General features: G+C 41.2%; 14 protein-coding genes. All 14 read left to right on the forward strand.

Annotated features, from left to right (window positions below):
* Positions 1-9: 9 nt before the first annotated feature.
* The 14 genes from ACZ449_RS00680 to ACZ449_RS00745 all read left to right on the forward strand — a co-directional run bounded on the left by ACZ449_RS00680 (position 10) and on the right by ACZ449_RS00745 (position 17,591).
* Positions 10-2,148, forward strand: coding sequence for a hypothetical protein (locus ACZ449_RS00680; RefSeq protein ID WP_464256872.1), 2,139 nt, complete (start codon positions 10-12; stop codon positions 2,146-2,148).
* 4 nt (positions 2,149-2,152) lie between these two features.
* Positions 2,153-3,466, forward strand: coding sequence for a hypothetical protein (locus ACZ449_RS00685; RefSeq protein ID WP_464256873.1), 1,314 nt, complete (start codon positions 2,153-2,155; stop codon positions 3,464-3,466).
* Between the two features lie 15 nt (positions 3,467-3,481).
* The gene (locus tag ACZ449_RS00690) at positions 3,482-5,092 is read left to right on the forward strand and encodes a hypothetical protein (RefSeq protein ID WP_464256874.1); all 1,611 of its coding nucleotides are present in this window, start codon (positions 3,482-3,484) and stop codon (positions 5,090-5,092) included.
* Positions 5,093-5,176: 84 nt separating this feature from the next.
* A complete protein-coding gene (locus tag ACZ449_RS00695) occupies positions 5,177-6,406 on the forward strand; it encodes a phage major capsid protein (RefSeq protein ID WP_464256875.1) in 1,230 nt (409 codons plus the stop codon).
* A 77-nt stretch (positions 6,407-6,483) separates the two neighbouring features.
* Entirely contained in the window at positions 6,484-7,011 is a 528-nt protein-coding gene (locus ACZ449_RS00700; protein ID WP_464256876.1) for a hypothetical protein, read from the forward strand.
* Positions 7,012-7,022: 11 nt separating this feature from the next.
* On the forward strand, positions 7,023-7,793 hold the full coding sequence (locus ACZ449_RS00705; protein ID WP_464256877.1) for a fibronectin type III domain-containing protein: 771 nt from the start codon (positions 7,023-7,025) through the stop codon (positions 7,791-7,793).
* Positions 7,794-8,441, forward strand: a complete 648-nt coding sequence (locus ACZ449_RS00710) for a hypothetical protein (protein ID WP_464256878.1) — start codon at positions 7,794-7,796, stop codon at positions 8,439-8,441.
* A 6-nt stretch (positions 8,442-8,447) separates the two neighbouring features.
* Positions 8,448-8,900, forward strand: a complete 453-nt coding sequence (locus ACZ449_RS00715) for a hypothetical protein (RefSeq protein WP_464256879.1) — start codon at positions 8,448-8,450, stop codon at positions 8,898-8,900.
* Entirely contained in the window at positions 8,897-9,910 is a 1,014-nt protein-coding gene (locus ACZ449_RS00720) for a hypothetical protein (protein WP_464256880.1), read from the forward strand. Before ACZ449_RS00715 ends, ACZ449_RS00720 begins: the two co-directional genes overlap by 4 nt.
* 16 nt (positions 9,911-9,926) lie before the next feature.
* A complete protein-coding gene (locus ACZ449_RS00725) occupies positions 9,927-10,559 on the forward strand; it encodes a hypothetical protein (RefSeq protein WP_464256881.1) in 633 nt (210 codons plus the stop codon).
* A gap of 23 nt (positions 10,560-10,582) precedes the next feature.
* The gene (locus tag ACZ449_RS00730; protein WP_464256882.1) at positions 10,583-13,483 is read left to right on the forward strand and encodes a hypothetical protein; all 2,901 of its coding nucleotides are present in this window, start codon (positions 10,583-10,585) and stop codon (positions 13,481-13,483) included.
* 56 nt (positions 13,484-13,539) lie between these two features.
* On the forward strand, positions 13,540-14,166 hold the full coding sequence (locus ACZ449_RS00735) for a hypothetical protein (protein ID WP_464256883.1): 627 nt from the start codon (positions 13,540-13,542) through the stop codon (positions 14,164-14,166).
* A gap of 99 nt (positions 14,167-14,265) precedes the next feature.
* On the forward strand, positions 14,266-15,852 hold the full coding sequence (locus tag ACZ449_RS00740; protein WP_464256884.1) for a hypothetical protein: 1,587 nt from the start codon (positions 14,266-14,268) through the stop codon (positions 15,850-15,852).
* Positions 15,849-17,591 (forward strand): hypothetical protein, encoded by a 1,743-nt coding sequence (locus tag ACZ449_RS00745; RefSeq protein ID WP_464256885.1) that lies wholly within the window; start codon positions 15,849-15,851, stop codon positions 17,589-17,591. The genes ACZ449_RS00740 and ACZ449_RS00745 overlap by 4 nt, the downstream gene beginning before the upstream one ends.

The following is a 17,591-nucleotide window of genomic DNA, read 5'->3' on the forward strand; positions in this document are numbered from 1 at the left end:
TGATGACATTTGAAAATAACAGATCTAATGTTTTGGCGCAAGAAGCAAAAAAATAAACAGATCAAAGAAGCCCCGGCTGGTGGTGGTGGCGGTGGTGGCGGGAAAAGTGCTCAGATTACTCCTGCTAACTTAAAAAACTTCATCATTAAAGCGGTAGGGTTTGCAAGTGGAAGTAGCAGCGGGGACTTTCAATCGCCAGACTACGATTTGAGCGAAGTCAAAACGGCTATTAATGCAGATTCGTACATAAAGATTTCCATGCAGAAATATGCGCAGCTCATGTTTAAAGCTGGTTATACGGTAACTAGCCAAAATGACCAAGCAGCTGAGTATATTCGAGCAAGACTACGTTTGATGAGCTTTTCTACTAATAATCCTATGGACATTACTTTTCAGGAAATAAGCGATGACTTAGTTAAGTATTCTAATGCCTTTCTTGTTAAGTCCCGTATGGACGGTACCCCAATGGGTGGAATTCAAGCAAAGGGCGTGCTTGATACCAAACCGGTAGGTGGCTACTTTCGCGTTGATCCAACCACAATTACGATTAAACGCGATAAAAACGGTACAGTTAAGCAATATAAGCAAAAAGTGGATAGCGAAGAGAAATCTTTTAAATCAACAGATGTTATTCATTTTTATATGGATCGAGAAGGTGGCGCTGCATTCGGTACACCGAGAATAATAGCTGCGCTCGAAGATGTTAAGTTATTGCGAAAAATTGAAGGTAGTGTACTCAGTTTAATCTATCGATTTGCGATTCCGCTATATCAAATGAAAATAGGTTTGCCTGAAGCTGGATTCATGGCGACAGACAAAGAAATCACTGATGCAAAAAACGAGGTCGAAAAAATGGCCCCTGATGGAGTCCTGGTTACGAATGAGAGAACTTCGTTCGTGGCGATAGGAGCAGAAGGTGAGGCTTTAGACGCCACAGGATACCTGTCTTACTTCGAGAAGCGTGTATTTGCTGCTCTCAACATGAGCGAAGCAATGATGGGCCGGGGCGGTTCTAAGCAAGACGCAGACAGTATGGAAGGCCAGGTGCATGACACCGTTAAGTTCGTTCAACACATCATGACAATTTTTATTGAAAATTGCTTAATTAACGAGTTATTGCTCGAAGGTGGATATAATCCGATTATCAACGAGCAGGACATAGTTAATTTTAAATTCGAAGAAATCAACTTGGATACTAAAGTTAAGATGGAAAACCATGCTATGACGCAATTTCAAGGCAACTCTATCCAATTTGAAGAGATGCGTAAACAAATGGGTCAACGCGGCGATAATGTCGATGAAGCAAGGCTTTACGCTAACATGGTTCAACAAAAGAACGCACTTGAACAGATCGATGCTAAAAATAGTGGAGCAATGCAAATTGCCGGCGCTAAAGCCCAAGCAGGTTCGACCGGGAGCGGCGGAAACGGACAAGTTAAAACTCCTAAAACGAGTGGAGCTATTACGAATAGAAACCGCCCTCAGAACCAGCATGGCACTACTTCGGCCAAGGTAAAAGAGTTCACAGAATCAACTGATGATGACTCTCCGATTGCGATTACGCAAAAAAATGTAGATAACTACAAGAAAAATTTTTCTTCAGTATATAAAAAGTACAAAGAAGCCCGTAATGATATATGTGAGCACCATGAAAAGGCAGATATCATATTGCCAGTGTCAAAAGATGGCATCGTAAAGGAAATTAACCGAAAGATTGCCATGGCTTCACAAGAAGGGTCGCAGAAGGCGTTTGCCGACAACGGCCAATCTGGTGGGCAGATGCTAAAATTAACACTGGCCTTGCTTAATGACGAAACCGAAAAGAACGTTGTTGGGCTGTATAAAGACATTCAAGGTAAGCTCAAAGGAAAAGAAGACGATCGTCAACAAATGGAAGCTGTCTTCGATGCCATGGAATACCGATTAAGATTCCTTACAGAATATATCGTTCCCAAAGCTTATTGGTATTCCTACGTTAAAGCATGTGCCCAGATGGGCATCAAAAAAGTCTACATCGACTTTGATGGTAGCGACGATCGAAAGGAACATAGTCGCATAGTCGAAACAGGTAAATTCAGCCTGGATGACATTCCTGCTTTCAACGCCTACTGTGACTGCAAAATCGGTATTAGGAAAGTAGGTGATTAAAACTATGGCAATTATGATCCGCGAATATGGTGGATACGACAAGTTCGAAGTTGAATATCAAGTACCACTTAGCAGCACACATGTTAAGGAAGCTGTTGATAGCTTGCTAAGTGAACCAATATCAGCGAGCTCGTTGATGGTAGACATCGAAGGTATTCATGCTTTTCCGCATGCTACACGTAATTTTACACGCTATATGCCTGAATGCTTAAAAAGAAGTGTTCCTACTTGGACGAAACCCTACCGACGCCCGTTAATTAAGCATCATAACGAAAAAGATGGCGAGATAATCGGCAGGATTTGCGCGGTAGAATATGTTACTAGTAAAACCCTTTCCGGTACCCCGGCCCTATTATTCACTGCCAATATTCCAGGCGAGCAAGCAAAATCAGATGTTCAAGACGGAATATCTGAAACTGTATCAATCGGGATTATCGCGCATGATGTTAGGTGCAGTATCTGCGGTCATCAAATTGCAGAACAAGGACCGTGCCCAGAGCATGATCGAGGGCAAGTATACAGCGGCGAAGTTTGTTATTGGGATATTTACAGCATGGAAGCAAAAGAGCTTAGCTATGTAATTGTACCAAGCGACATCTACGCTAAAAACGTAAGGTCTTATCCAGCTACACAGTCTAAACCGAAAACAAATATTAGTGAAAGCGCACATGAAGGAGGCAATTTAAAAATGACACCAGAAGAAATCGCAGCTTTGCAGGAGCAATTAAAACTTGCCCAAGAAGCTAATCAGACTTTAACTGAATCAGAAACCGCCCTAAAAGGCGAAGTGGCAACACTGACTGAGACCAAGACAGCCTTAGAAGGCAAAGTAACCGCACTGACTGAAGAAAAAGGTGCTTTAGAAACAAAAGTTACTGGCTTGACCGAAACCAATGCAACATTAACAGCTCAAGCTACTACTCTCACTGAAAACAAGACTATCGCCGAAGGCGATCTTGCCAGGGAAAAGCAAATGCGTGAAAGTTTAGAAAACGAGATGATTGCTGTTAAAGCAGAAGCCAAAACTAATTTGGTTGAAACTGTACAGGTTATGCGAAAAGCAACCGGTAAGGCTGAGCTCACTGAAGATGCCGTAAAAAATCGTAGCGAAGATTCGCTGAGAGATGCGATCAAGGATCTCAAAGAAGAGCTAAAGCCAGGTATGCCAGTGCCTGGATCGGTAAAATCCCCTGGTTTAGTAGAAAAAGATGAAAATAATGATTCGACTAATGTTAAAGAGAAGAATTCAGCCAGTAATATGGATTTAGACGAAGGGCTGAAAACCCTATTTGATCTTGTAGCAAACGCACATAAATAAGGAGAGTGACCAATAATGGCAATTAACCCTAGTACACTAAACTCGCAAGAACGGTTACAGCCCGGCGCTGACGGGTCTCGTTTCGTAGCGGACCTTCCTGGATACCGGGATGGAGCTGAACGTATAAATCGAACTAATAATAAGCTTAACGTAAGCGCACATGATGTTCCAAACATCAAATACGAGTTCGATTACCGCCTCCCTTCATTATTCAAATATGGTTTTGCGTTTGGTTTTAACCAAATGGTAATTACCAAGGGCCGTATTGTTGCGGTAGATCGCAACATGGACTTAGTTGATTTTGAAAGCAAAAAGCAGTTCAATACTTTGACTCTTGCTAATGGCGGCGTTCCTGTAACGATCCGTAAAACTGGTGATTTGTACAAAGCTGGTGGAACAGCTACTGGCCTAGTTTCTACTGAAGCTAAAGGCATGCAGCTCGAAAATGTAGGAACTGAGTGGACTCCAATTATCGGTATGGAAACGGCTTACACCGACATTTGTCTCCGTCCATTTAAAGCAGCTGGCCCTGGCAAACAGCTCACAGATGCTGGTTATGCTATCAGCCCTGAAACTGGTAAAACCACTAAAGGCGGAGTGGACATCAACACTGTTCGTGCCGGTAATATCCCTGTTGGTTTATTGCAACGGAACGAATATACCAGAGACAATGATGCTTACAACGGTATTATGGCTGGTCCAATCTTAACTGATTCTATGGTCGAATTGCCCTGGTTCGCGTTCAAGAACAAAGCAGAAGGAAACCCTTGGGGTTCCGCATATGGCGCACTTTTCCCTGGCGCACTTGTTAAGTCCGATGAAAATGGCCGCGTAACCGTGTCTCCTTTGAGCTTTGAAGCCGAAATGGCTGATATGACCTTGGGCGAATACGAATTAGAACGTCAGCAAGTAATTGGTCAGATTTACTCAGTTAACAGCAATCTTGTTCCTGAAGGCGCTGCTAAGTGGGCAACCTGGGCTTTGGAAGATCGCCTGAACTTTGAAAGCTTTAATCCTTCCGTTTATAAACAAAATAATCGTCGTGGTGAAGATGCTGTTAATAGCAGCCCATTCAATAGCGAAGGCAAATACCCTGGCTATCCATACGATAAGAACTACCTGAATAACGACTTGCACATGCTGGCCTCTACTGGCCGTAAAGACAACTACGATGCTCGAATGAATCCTGAATTCCAGTACAGTGATATTGGTATCCCTGGTTTGACTGATGGTGCTAACGCTGTTCTTCGTGATTGTCCTGAACATAAAGCTGGCTTGATCCATTACGCTGGCGGCAAAGAGTATGTTGATATGTTCTTCCGTACTTTAGATGTTAACCTTGAACCGGGTTCTCTTCAGATCTCCATTGCCGGCCAAGCTCTCACAAACTGCGTAGTAGGCGCAACCATCGCAGGTGCGTTTAAAGTTAAATACGCGAATGAGCTGCAAGGTATCGTAGTTCTCGAAGTAGCTGATAAAACCGCTGCTGACGCTCTGCTTCAGCCCACTGCTACGGCAGGTGTTGAGGTAAAACTTAAGTACAAGAAACGCGGCATGTCGGGTATTCCAACGTTCTTAGATTGGGACGGGATTTGCGGCTCTGTAAAAGTTCTTATGACAAAATAAATAAGCCGGGGGAGTAAAATCCCCCGTTTATCCTAATCTCGAAATATAGCAAATAAAATCGCATTAACAAGGAGGCAATCCGTAATGAATTTCGTTGAAACAGTTCAGCATATTGGAAATTTGCGCACAGCCGCTGATCAACAAGCAAAAGATTTCAAAGATGGCAAAGAAGGTGCAAAAGCGCCAACTGTAAAACCAGAAACTTTTGATCTCATGGAAAAAATGGTTCGTAACCTATATGGTGACTACGGCAAAGGTCGCGCAAGTATCGCAGAAACTCTTACTTCTACTGATACTACCCGCATGATCCCTAAAGTTATTGAAGGTCAGCTACGTGAAGCTGCTGAGCCTGAGTATCTAGCTACTCGTTTTATGAGTACAATCCACGTTGAAGGCGGCGCAACCGCCGTATATGTAGTGCCAGTTGTCGGTGAGCTTGTAGCAACAGAAGTTGGAGAGGGAACCAGGTATAACGAAGATTATGTTGACTTCAATACCATCGAAAATGGTCAATTAGAAGTCCGCGTAAAGAAAATTGGCCTGAAAGTTTCCATTACTGAAGAAGCAATTACAGACAGTTCTTGGGATATCCTCGGGATCAATATCCGTAAAATGGGCAAGGCAATGGCACGTTATAAGGAAGAGCTTTGCTTCGAAAATTTCAGCTCCCACGGGCATGTGTTATTTGATAATAATCTCCGTGAGCAAATGCCTGAGGCTGGAACAACCGGCCGCGCTGCCGACGGATCGTTCAATGACACCATGTCTGTTGAGGATTTTCTAGATTTGGTTCTTGGATTGATGGGCAATGATATGGTACCTTCGGACATTATTATGCATCCGTTGACCTGGGTAGTATTCGCTCGTAATTCCATGATTGGTAATGGTCTTTCCTTCGGCGCATTCGGTGGAAGTCAAATGCATCCGTGGGGAGCGACGCAAGGCACTCCTGGTTTTGGTGGTTTGTCTGCTGAACAAGGCCCACAAAAATTGATCATGACTCCTGGTCAAGTTCAAAACCGTCTACCTGTTCCGTTAACTATCAATTTTAGCCCGTTTGTACGTTTCGATAAAGTTAATAAGAAATTTGACATGTATTGCATCGACAGAAATGAAGTTGGCGTTATCGTCCAAAAAGAAGCTCTGTCTACCGATAATTGGAACGACCCGGAAAGAGATATCCGCATGCTGAAATGCAAAGAACGATATGGCGTGGGGATCACCTCAAATGGTCGTGGGATCACCGTAGCCAGAAACTTAAGCGTTGCTCCTACGTACCCGGTTCCTCCGACTATCAAAGTCCAGCAAGACTAAGTGAGTTAATAGCGGCTATAATATTAGCCGCTATTTTACCCTTATAAAAAATTTTATCCAGATTAGGAGAGGGAAAAATGAGTAAAGAAATTATTGCCGTTATTCGACTGAACTATGGTGAAGTCGGTTATTATGATGACCTAAGTCACATCCATTTAACTGCGAGCGATCCGCAAAGAGACATTCTTGCTGGAACTAATTGTACACAACTTCGCCGGTCCGTAAAATCAAGACGTTTGCGTTTGCTAGCCGGTTCTCTAGGGGAGAGTCAAAAAATCGAACTCAATAAAAGGGGAAATAAATTTATTGGTGAAGAAGCCGTTATGCCGGCCGAAGCTCCTGCCCCCGTAGTAATCAAACCTATGATTCCAGAAATAGAGTCTATCTTGACCCCAGAAGTAGAAATTGCGCCAATTGCTCCTATCCAGGAAGTTGTTATTCCTGCGGAAGAGTCTGGTGTAGTAGATATCATTCCAGCGCAGCTAGAAGCACCTATTGTCGAAGAAGTAGCCGAAGTTGCCGTTGACGAAGAAACAGAAGTCGCTGCTGAAGCCGTAGAAGAAGAAGCTAAAAAAAACAAACGCAAACCAAAAGCTAATCAATAAGGAGTGATTGTATGTACCAGAAATTCGACCTTCTAGGAATCAATACCTCCATGAAGGACAAGAAGGTATATATCGAATGTACGCTGGACGTTGAAGAACTATCAGTTACAATCGATACAATCACTTTAACCGAACGAAGTACGAACCGCATCCTTAATTACGATTTAGCTGTAATCGGCTCAATAATCGAGTTGCAATTAAAAGAGTGGCCAGTGCCAAACGTTGAATATTCGCTAATTATCCAAACACAAGTAAAATCGATCACAGAAGAGCCTCTGTCGGCAGCTCTTAAGCGAAATATCGTTTTTTTAAGTGAGATTACGTCGACAGTTGTAATAACAAGCCCTTGTGAGCATGAAGAAGTAAACTCGTTGAAATTAGCCTGGACAGAAAAACCAGCTGATAAAAATGCAGAGCTTGTTAATGCTTATTATATTGAAGTTGCTAACGAAAACGCTTTCTATAACATCGTTCGAGCATCAACTGTATACGACAAGAAAGAAGTTGTATTAACAGGTATTCCAGAAGGGCAGTATTACATGCGAGTGAGAGCTCAAAACGGAGATCAATGCGGCCGTTGGAGTGATATAGTAACCTTCTTATACAAGACTAATGATGCTTCAGGAACGATGCCAACTGATGACGAACCGGTTTACGACGAGGAATTAGTCGTTGTGTCAGCGCCTATTAATGGAGAAACTCCCGATACGTTTTTATTTGAGTTCGACGAAGACTTGGACATGGACGGCATCGAGATCGTCATAACAAGGAGGACGATCTGAGTGGAAATAGTCAAACAGACATTTAAAGTATTTGATAACTTTCTGGAAATTACTCCTGAGGAAGCTCTTCAAACCAATTCAATATATGAAATTAAAATCAAAGGGCTAAGAGCTCTTAATAAAAACAAAAAGCTGGATGTCCTTAAAGCAAAAATTGTCACAGAACTCACACCTTCGTATTGTTCTGTCGAAAGCATTAATGCATTAGTAGAAGTCTTTGATATTCCTGAAGACCGGTTGCTATTTTATATACGCGAAGCTTCGCGGTATGCAGATTACTTATCCAATACCTCAAAGACTAGAACAAAAGTGGACTTTGAAGTAGAGCAATTCGTCAAAACGAAAGCGTGCCTCGATGCTTTGCTTAAGGCTTATATAGAAAAAGCGTCAGACAGTGGAGCAAAAGGGACATTAGGAGATATTACCTTCGAAAACTCCGAAAACTTCGGAAGCATAAAGGATTTGATCAAAGCTCTGAAAGATGAGTTGAAGAAATGGGAAGATGCAGTCCGTGGTTTCGAAAGAGAGGGCAGAGCCAAACCGAAAGCAACTAAGATTGGTATGAAGGCAAGCACTAACAGTGATATTACGCAGACCACTATTGACTCTATTTTAAATGACATTACTCGTGCTAGAGCTCAGGAGTGATGATAAATGAAATCATTTGATGAAAATATACTCAAAATCCTTAACAAATGTGCTTACAAAATGTTTATCGTTCAGCAAGATGCTGATATAAACTGCAGTTGCCTTAATTTTACTACTAAGCAAGCAGTTGATTCGTGCCCTAAATGCTTAGGAACCGGAAAGAAGATTTACATTAAAAAGATTGCGGCCGTGAGCCAAAATAATAAAACCTCTTTCCGTGGAACTGGCGCAGGAGAAATAGCAACCACAAGCACATATTTTGCCAAAGGGGATACGCCCATCTATCAAGACAACATTATTGTGAACGGCAATGAAGTGGATGTTGTGCAGCGGGTAAATGCTATGCGAAGTAATGGCCCATCTCCGGTGTACTACCGCTGTGAATCCAACCCTAAAAAGACTAATATTAAAACATTTTTACAGAATTTCAATAAAATCATAGGGCGTGGCCAATTATGAGTGAAGCGAATACCACACAAGCAATCAATAAGCATAAAAACATGCTGTTAATAGGAAGTGGTGAAACAAACTATAAACTCGGGGAAGTTACCTATTTTGAAACTTCCAAAGCTGTACTTGAAAACTACGGGAACTGCAAACTCACAAACGCCTTTATTACAGCCAAAGGTTTCGGTGTAGAGAACATATTTCTGATGAATATTAAACGCCAAAAAGATTATTTCAATATTGTTACTACTTTAAGGCAAAATGACTTTGCTTATATCGTACCCGTAGAAATTCTATTGTCTGATGGATACAATGACGCTTACCGTGGAAACAAAAAAATTACGTACGTTCAGTATCTTCTCGAAGAGATTGGAGCATTTAACGATTCTACGTTCGTAGTGACAGATAAGCACGCTTCCCTATACGAAGATCTGGATGCTTTCATTGACGAGATGCAAGAGCTAAACAAGACATTTAACAGCAGTATCACAAAAAGTTTACAGGGCCAAAATCTTATCTTCGTTGCTAATAACCTTGTTAACTATCCATTGGCTAATGTTGTGTTAGCAAGTGCTTTATGTGTATGCGATTTAGATATATATCCATCATTAGATGTTGGTCAAGCCGTGTTTACTTTTGACTCCTCTGACATTTCTAGCGATTTGGTGTTTTTTAAGAATAACACTATAGCAGAAACTTCGATAGAGAATCTGCTTAATTTTAAAAACAATGGACCACAAAAAATCGTTACGATCGACCGGATTATCAAGTATATCAAGCGTGAATTGGACTTCTCTGAATTCAAAGGCAAACTATTCACTGGATATCAAAAACTGCGTATCGAGCAGAAGCTCAAGGTATTTTTAAAATCGCTCAAGGGATATATCCTAGAAGACTACTATATAAAGTCGATTACGTCCTACCATGATACAGCCGGTACAGTTATTGTGCTGAACCGATTTGATATATGGCCCATTAATTCAATCGAAAAATGCTCTATCGAGATAGGAGTTGAGGTCTAAGGTGGACACAAGAGACATGGCCCAGTTGCTTCAAATGACAAAAGATAACGGCGAAAATATTTTGCCGATTAATTATACTTCAGCAAGTGCTGATATGGATCAGCAAAAGGCTAATAAAAATGCATCTCTTCAGGATTTTATCGAAATGGTTGCTATGTTAGTTTCTAAAACAATGAAAAAACGCAATGTTATATTCAAACCGGATGAAGGAGCCAGGCCAATCGTCGATCCTTCTAAAACACTGGAGAATCCGTACATATTTTTCGAGGTAATCGAACGCAAACCTAAGATGGAACGCAAACCACGAGAGCGCGAGTCTATCGTGGAAACTACGTCCGACAAAGGTAGCAATCGGCAAGGTCGTATTTGGGGCCAAAAATTTAGCGCAATTGTGCAATTTAATTTCTTAGCATGTGATTATAGTACAGTCAACGCGGTAATGAATGATTTTGAAAGCTTGATCTTCAGTTATACACCTTATTTTAAGAAAAACGGTGTAGCTGAGATATTGTTTGAGAAACACTTTACAGATAAAAATTTGGACATGTTCAGACAAACGCTATCTGCTCGTAGCCTTCAGTACTACCTGGAGATTGAGAAATTAATAGCCGTGTTTGAATCCGAAATTGAAGATATCTCAATAATTTAACCACAGTATAAGGAGGCAAAAACATGGGTGTTTTTAGTAATGATAACAACCTTCCTGGTGTAATTACCGAAATCGAGGCAGATTACTCGTACGGGTACGATACATCGCTATTCGGTACTACCGACTCAGAAATTGTCGTCGGTACAGCCTTCGACGGCCCAGTAGGAGTTCTTACCCCGGTATATAGCCCAGAACATGGCTCTTATCTTTTTGGGAACTCTTACAATAGCGAAACTAGACTGGAAGCTAATCTAGTGCCAGGTATTCAAGATGCTTGGAATCGTGGCTGCCGTACAATTTACGCAGTGCGTATTGGCGGGGTTGCACTACAAAAAGATTTTGACTTCGGTGTCGACATCGGTATGAAAATCCGAGTTGCTGCTGCAAACCCTTCTAATATTGGCAAGCAAGTATACATGCTCTACGATGGCACTCCTGGTGCAGAAACCATCAAGATTTATAAACCTGCAAGCCGCGCTACTATTGCTGAAAAACAGCAAGGCCTGGTAGTCTCTAACAACTCGGTTCTTGTTAATGAAATTCGTTTGAACCAGGATTATGGATTTAACCGTGACAGCAGATTAGTCGAGGTAATTCGTCTCGTGAACGAACATACTTACAACAACGTGTTAAGACTCTCAGTTGTTGACAGCGAGGGCATTGATGTTACTAATTCAACTGAAGCTTATGAAGTAGCAGTTGGAGCATTACATTCAGGCGTTTACTTTATCGGCCGCGACGTTTCAAATTGCACGAGCTTTACTGACGTTCAATTTAAACTAATCGAAAATGCAAGCTCCGCTAAACCTTATTCTCACTTTGACGGTGTCTATTATCAAAAACTCGTAATCAATACGGATATAACGGCAGCATTGCCTATTTATTCGGAATCATTAACCGATCTTCGAGAAATCCTTCATGATGTTAACATCTCAATGATCAAAGAATTCGATTTCCTTGAGACAGCCGGTCTATCTGATCGTGCGTTTGCTCCTGATACCAAAGACTACGAGGAAGTTAATATCAGCACCTTCGAGATCTATAAGCGCCTGGGTAGTGGCTTTGCAACTACTGCAAAAGCAGAACGTCGTGTAGATGGCAGCGGTAAAGAGCTTACTCCTCGAATCAGAGAAACCCCAATGGATGATGCTAACCGGATAGCAGCTATCAAAGACGGCATCTATAGTATGTTGGAGAATGCAGCTGTTAAATATCGCGCTATCAATTGCGCTCATGCCGATGATACCATTTCTGGCAAACTTCCCCGCCCGGCTGATTTCTTGATCTCTGTAGCTGAGGAAGTTAAGGTTCTTGACGGATTGGTTCTTGTAACTCCGAAAATCGTTGCTAGTGATGCAACTTCCGCGAAAGAATACAAATTCAAATTCGAGAACTTAACAAGTACCGTATCTGATAATCTTTCCGATATTTACACCGAAACTGTAATGCCCGTAATTTCTTCAATCAATTCATTGACTGAGCTGGACGCTAAAGCTGTCGCAAATGGCACGAAAGTGATGTTGATTGACGCCATCACTGGTCAAGGTACTCTTATTCGTGTAGGCGCTGACAGTTACGACATCCTCACCGGTGAAGGTCTTGTTGGAGATATGTATATCGTAAACGAAAATATCCTCATTGGCGCAACAGACGCCGCTACCGGTAAAACATTATTCGGCAAAGCAACGGTTGTTCCGACTACTGGCGGGTTAGCAACATTCCAGACCAAAGAATATGTTCTTGGCGAAGCCATAGGTCATGTATTCGTATTCCAGGTGGTCGACAATCCAAGCGCTCAAGTCAAACCTCTTGGTGACTTGAAAACCATGCTTTCCGATAACGATGAAAAATCGTTAGTGTACGCACAAAGTAACTGTTTTGAATCGAATCCTGTTCTTGTAAAATCAGCTATTTTGGACGCTATCACTATGGAAGAGTTTGTTAACTTCATGAATGAGCATAAAGTTCTCGGTAAGTTGTTCACCTTTTCCTTAACAGATAAAGGCGTAGAGCTAAAAGACGATTTTGTTTCGGAAGTGGCGGCCGCTGGCCTGGATATTCCTGAATATACGTTGGCTTTCGACCGGAGTAAAAGTTATGACTACAGTCTGTATATCCCCTATAAGACCACAGACAACTTCGCTCGACAACTTGCTCAACACTGTGTCTACACCGAGATGAAAACTTCCCCAACCTTCGGCAAGATCGGCTGCCGGCGTCTGCTGGATACGAGCCTTGGCAGTATCGCAAACAGGATCGAAGAAATCCTCGACACTGAATTCGATCTCTATGCGAAAAACGATGCTGGCCGAAATATGCTAGACCGCAATAACATGCCGTATCCGATCGGTAAAAACATCTCCGTCACTTTTTTCCAATACTACGTCATTATGGATGATGATTATCGATTCTTAGCAACTGGCGCAGCTGGTTACGGCGGTATGGTTTCCACATTGCCTCTCGACCAAAGCTCTACCAATCAGCCGATCGATATCGGAATTCCGACGTTTACACTGACTAACTACCAGTTAACAAGGTTAACAGCTAAAGGTATCGTCACTATCAAACAATCCTTTACAAGAGGACTTGTTATTACTGATGGTATTACAATGGCGCCCTCGGCTTCTGTATTCCGTCGGTTAAGTGCTAGCCGTATCATCGGTGCGGTAGAAGACTTGATCCGTCAGGCTGCTGAACCGTTTATCGGCAAGCAAAATCACGCTGCAAACAGAAATAGCTTGCAGACTGCAATCAAATCCAATCTCGACAAGATCATAGGGACTTTGGTTGAAGCTTATGACTTCAATATGATTGTCGACCAGAAAGTCATGAAGTTCTCCTATATCGATATTGACTACAAAGTCGTACCGATCTACGAGATCCGCGAAGTTCGTAATCGTATCAGCGTAAAAGATTCTCTGTAAAGAAGAGCGGGGCGAAAGCCCCCGTCTCTTAGTACAATAAAGGAGTTGACAACAATATGTCAGGTACTGTAGCATCTGAATACACCAAAACGTATACTTCCTTCTCGGGCTGCGATATAGTATGCACGTTCGGCAATACTGTCATCGGAGAACTACAAGCTATCACTTATTCGGTGAGTAGAGAGAAAGCTCCCATATATACAATGGGGTCGGCAGAGCCTCGGTCCTTTAGTCGCGGGAAGCGCGGAATAGCCGGCAATCTTGTGTTCACTGTTTTTGACCATGACGCGCTTATCGAAGGACTCAAAGAGCATATAGCTCAATCTGCTTCTTTCCAACGTGTCGGTGGCGATCTTAATATGCAGGCCATCAGTATCGAAGACTGGGACAAGCAAATGACCAGTACGGTTACAAGTGGTGCCGCTGCCTCAACAGAAGCTGCGACCGTTACCCAAAAAATAGCAGCAACTGCAGAACCTCGGTATGCCGATGAAATTCCTCCGTTTGATATTACCGTATCTTTCGCGAACGAATATGGGCAAAAGGCTGTTCTAGTCATCTATGGCTGTGAAATCTTGAATGAAGGTTCAGGGTTCTCGATAGACTCAGTAACTTCCGAAAAAGCCTGTACATTCGTTGCTCGCAGAGTCGAGTACATGAAAAAGGTTACTGATACCCAATGATAATTAGTAATTAGCATAAAAAATGAGTGTAATAAGAAGGATGAGGCGCAAAGCTGATTCCTTCTTTTTTATTGTGCCCATATAGGAGGAGATATATACATGGCTAATAGCACCCAATTAACAGAAGCAATGTCAAAAATGAAAACTATTGTACATGAATATGCGGTGAAGGTCATAAAAGAATCCGAAAGAAGTGGCAATACCCCTACGCAAGAAGGGCTTCTTAGCGGTATCGATCTTTATTATACTCAAAATTTACTCGAACAATCCTATTCATTTACAAGTGATGAATTTAGTATCCTTCATAATTATATCAACAATTATAGTAAAACATCAATACTTGGCACCTACCAATCTTCTCTTAAATCGAAGAAACGCGAAGTAAATGGTCAATTCCCTGGCGTACCTGTAACAGACGAATGGGTCGAAAATAGTTCCAGCAAATTAAAAGAAGTTAAGACAAGTCTCTACAAAAAAATGAAAGAACTCATGTCTAATTCCATTAAAACAGGAAACACTCCGTCCAGAGCGATGGTAGCTGAATACTTAACCACACAAATGAATCAAATGATAGTCGGATTAGATGGGTTGGATGAACAAGCAAAAGTATACATTACCAATTACACGATCCCCTACATAGATGAAGTATTGGTGCAAAATGCGTATGACTTTTCCATGGAGATGGAACCACGAAAAGTTAATAATAAGTACCCATGGACTCCTGTAACTAACGACGAGACAACAAAGCCAGTGGCGACAAAAAGCAAAATACCTCTATCTGATTATCAAAAGACCAATGCGAGCTTTTCTGGAACCGACATGGTTTGCTCAATCGATATTACTATGCCGGACAGCACCAAAGCTGTTAGGGTAATAGGCAGTCTTCAAACGATAACGTATTCTATTCATCAAGACAAACAGCCTGTTAGGGCAATAGGTAACATGAATGCTAAAGATTATGTTTTTGGACCACGAACAATAGCAGGTACTTTGATCTTTGCAGTATTCAATAAGCACTGGGCCTATGAGATCATGGATGAATATCGCAAAGCAGGTGACTTAGGATCAGCACACTTTCTCATGGATGAATTGCCGCCATTTCAAATTACGATCAGTGCAGCCAACGAATACGGCTACGCAGCTCGTTTGGCTTTATATGATGTTCGCATTATCAATGAAGGACAAGTTATGGCTGTTAACGATGTGTTTACAGAAAATACTTATCAGTTTGTCGCTACAGACCTAGATTACTTAACATCTTGTACTGGATATAAGGAAACAAAATCTGTTCGAGCAGTAGAAGTCGCTACTATAACATCTACTCCATTGCCGTCGGCAAAAATTATTCCTGTTGCTTCAACGCCAGAAATTCCTGTCGTCATACCCCCTGGAGTTCCGGCCGAGGAAGTTGATACAACAGATCCTGCAAAACCAGTAGAAGTTATTATTGTCCCTACTATTGAGGAAAAACCCTACGGCAACATGACAGAATCTGAATCCCTAGCTAAAGCAGCCGAAGATTACGCTGCGGTCATAGCTAAAATCGATACAAAAGCAGCCGCAGGAGACTATAGTACTAAACCAAACGACGAAAAAATAGTAAGAAAAGTTTATCTCCAAAAATATGAATCTGATGTTCAAAAAATAAAAGCATACTTCAGCGCTCAAAAGGAGGAGAGCAAATGAATCAATTATGGCAAGCCATTTGTTTTATTAGGCAATACAATGACAAGCTTGATCTATACTGCAACACGCTTAAAGAAGGGCATTCGTCACTGGTTTGGTATAAAGTTGGGGATGCAGATAACTTTAAAGAATCTCCTATATCATCTCAATATATAACAATCACTGGCCTTGAAGAAGGGGAATATTGTTTTTATACAAAAAATGAAAAATCAAACTCAGTAAAGATGTGTATTAAAATTCTCCAAGAAACGACCAAAGAAGCTATTGATAGAATCGAGCAATATATAGATGATATAAATAAATATCACAAGAACGCACTGGAAGCCCTTAGAGAGCACGGAAAGAACAATCCTGATATGAAACCCGCAAATTATCTTATCGATCTCTACAAGGGTTTGAAAACCCAAGAAGCTAAGGAGAAAAATGCATATTTTCAACTAATCACAATAGCTCAATACTGTGATAACTATCGAAGCGTTCTTATGAATAAAGACAATGAATCGCCCGTTTATATAAACAATAACCCACAAGTTACTATTGAAGTTGGAACGCTGGTAACTAAAGTTATCGTTTATAGAAAAGTTGGCTCGATGCTAAGGTACTGCTCGACAATCCATACCGAGATTGATAAAAAGCAAAATCTTCAACTGGTCGATAACGAAAAGTACGTTATTGAAGCTTATGCAAGAAACAACCTGGTAGGCGTTTACACTCATTTTAGCGGCAACGATACAACTAGGCAATTGTTGTGGGCAAAGCTTCGTACTTCGAAAAATAAAAAGACGGACGCTAAAGAGCAATTGATTGAACTTCCATCGTCATTTTCTTGTTTTACGGAAGAAGAGCAACAAAGAATATTAATAGAAAGCTCCATAAATCCGTACGACGAACTTGTGAGCCGACCACGAGTAATAAACGCCAAAGACAGTGTAAATATTATGATTGAAAATCCGGAGTTGTTAACTGCTCTTGGCAAGTTTTATGTAGTAGCAAAAGAACAGGATCAATTGTTTGCCAATGGATTTGAAAGAATTGAAGAAATAACTGGGCCAAATGTAAGCTTTAACAAAGCGATGCATCTATTATCTGACATGGAAGATTATTATTTCTATATTCAGGACGAAAGTAGAAATTTAGTTAGCAAACTCGAATTATTGTCATTAACAGGCACTGACTATGATGATTACAAAGAAAATACTAGACAGCTTGAGCTTTATAGTTACAGTAAACGATTGATGACAGCAATCGATTATTATATTCCAGTCGCTAAAGATGCTATTAAAGAATTGCTGGAAACAGCCAAAGGCGATACTGATGTTAATACAGCGAATGTTTATAAATATCTTATCAACCATCTCAATGTTAACAAGTGTTCTTCTTATTTCAACGGGGCTGTAAATGCGATAATGGAAGATCACATTAGCAATGGAGCATTCAACCAGCAGTTTTTTCCTAATGGAATTAAGTATGAGAAGGCCATAAACAAGTTGATTTTCCCGCCGAAAACCGACAAGTATATTTTATGTGTCGACAGGATCGACTTAAATCAACAGATTACCACAACCGAGTATTATGAGTCCGGCATAGGCGCTATTGAGCTACAATCAAGAGGTTCTAGCTATTTTATATACCAGGCATTCGATAAAAAGACTTATCGCAGATCAGGCTACGTATTCGTTAACGCTACTAAATATAATCCATGTATTTCAAAATGGAACATCGATATCGAGGTGATATAA

The sequence above is a fragment of the Desulfosporomusa polytropa genome (assembly GCF_055380075.1).

Excerpts from the sequence above, each read along its gene's own strand:
- ACZ449_RS00690 (WP_464256874.1), top strand. The coding sequence starts at position 3,482 with ATGGCAATTAACCCTAGTACACTAAACTCGCAAGAACGGTTACAGCCC.
- ACZ449_RS00685 (WP_464256873.1), top strand. The coding sequence starts at position 2,153 with ATGGCAATTATGATCCGCGAATATGGTGGATACGACAAGTTCGAAGTT.
- ACZ449_RS00740 (WP_464256884.1), top strand. The coding sequence starts at position 14,266 with ATGGCTAATAGCACCCAATTAACAGAAGCAATGTCAAAAATGAAAACT.
- ACZ449_RS00735 (WP_464256883.1), top strand. The coding sequence starts at position 13,540 with ATGTCAGGTACTGTAGCATCTGAATACACCAAAACGTATACTTCCTTC.
- ACZ449_RS00705 (WP_464256877.1), top strand. The coding sequence starts at position 7,023 with ATGTACCAGAAATTCGACCTTCTAGGAATCAATACCTCCATGAAGGAC.
- ACZ449_RS00700 (WP_464256876.1), top strand. The coding sequence starts at position 6,484 with ATGAGTAAAGAAATTATTGCCGTTATTCGACTGAACTATGGTGAAGTC.
- ACZ449_RS00725 (WP_464256881.1), top strand. The coding sequence starts at position 9,927 with ATGGCCCAGTTGCTTCAAATGACAAAAGATAACGGCGAAAATATTTTG.
- ACZ449_RS00695 (WP_464256875.1), top strand. The coding sequence starts at position 5,177 with ATGAATTTCGTTGAAACAGTTCAGCATATTGGAAATTTGCGCACAGCC.
- ACZ449_RS00730 (WP_464256882.1), top strand. The coding sequence starts at position 10,583 with ATGGGTGTTTTTAGTAATGATAACAACCTTCCTGGTGTAATTACCGAA.
- ACZ449_RS00745 (WP_464256885.1), top strand. The coding sequence starts at position 15,849 with ATGAATCAATTATGGCAAGCCATTTGTTTTATTAGGCAATACAATGAC.
- ACZ449_RS00720 (WP_464256880.1), top strand. The coding sequence starts at position 8,897 with ATGAGTGAAGCGAATACCACACAAGCAATCAATAAGCATAAAAACATG.
- ACZ449_RS00715 (WP_464256879.1), top strand. The coding sequence starts at position 8,448 with ATGAAATCATTTGATGAAAATATACTCAAAATCCTTAACAAATGTGCT.